The sequence below is a fragment of the Caulobacter sp. genome (genome assembly GCF_017744445.1).
Taxonomy (GTDB): Bacteria; Pseudomonadota; Alphaproteobacteria; order Caulobacterales; family Caulobacteraceae; genus Caulobacter.
Genome location: NZ_JAGIBH010000082.1, coordinates 1 through 739 on the forward strand (window position 1 = coordinate 1; position 739 = coordinate 739).

1 protein-coding gene is annotated in these 739 nt (G+C 70.1%); it reads left to right on the top strand.

Annotated elements, in window-relative coordinates:
* The coding region (locus J7528_RS23740; RefSeq protein WP_291879788.1) for a Gfo/Idh/MocA family oxidoreductase at window positions 1–654 on the top strand (654 nt) is incomplete at its 5' end.
* Between the last annotated feature and the right edge of the window lie 85 nt (window positions 655–739).

Genomic DNA, 739 nt, shown 5'->3' on the forward strand with positions numbered 1-739 from the left:
GACAGCGACTTCCTGACCCTGAAAGCCCTGGTCGACGCCGGCGAACTGGGCGAGATCGTCCAATTCGAAAGCCATTTCGACCGCTATCGCCCCTTGGTGCGCGACCGCTGGCGCGAGAAGCCCGGCGCCGGAGCCTTGCTGGACCTTGGCCCGCACCTTGTGGATCAGGCCCTGCAGTTGTTCGGTCCGCCGCTGGCCCTCACGGCCGACGTCGCGATCCAGAAGGACGGCGGGGTGGCTCCCGACTGGTTCCACCTGGTCCTGCGTTATCCGCGCCTGCGCGTGCTGCTGCACGCCAGCCAGATGACCGCCGCCTCCGACCTGCGGCTGGCCGTGCACGGGACCGCCGGCAGTTTCATCAAGAACGGCCTGGACCCGCAGGAGGCCGCGCTCAAGGCTGGCGTCGTCCCGGGTGCGGAGGGGTGGGGCGCCGATCCCCGCCCAGGCGTTCTGACAAAGCCCGATGGCGAAGCCACAACCTCACAGACCATTCCGGGCGCTCCCGGCGACTACCTGGCCTACTACGCCGCCCTGCGCGACGCCCTGTCGGGCCACGGCCCCAACCCTGTGCCGGCGCGCGAGGCCCTGGCGGTTATGGAACTGCTGGCCCTGGCCCAACGCAGCGCCGAAGAACGCCGCGAGATCGCCCTGTGAGCGCCGCTCTGAACGCTCTGCCGCGCCTGGAGCCCGGCATGACCGACGTCCAGCGCCTAGAGGTCATCGCCGCACAGGAAGAGGC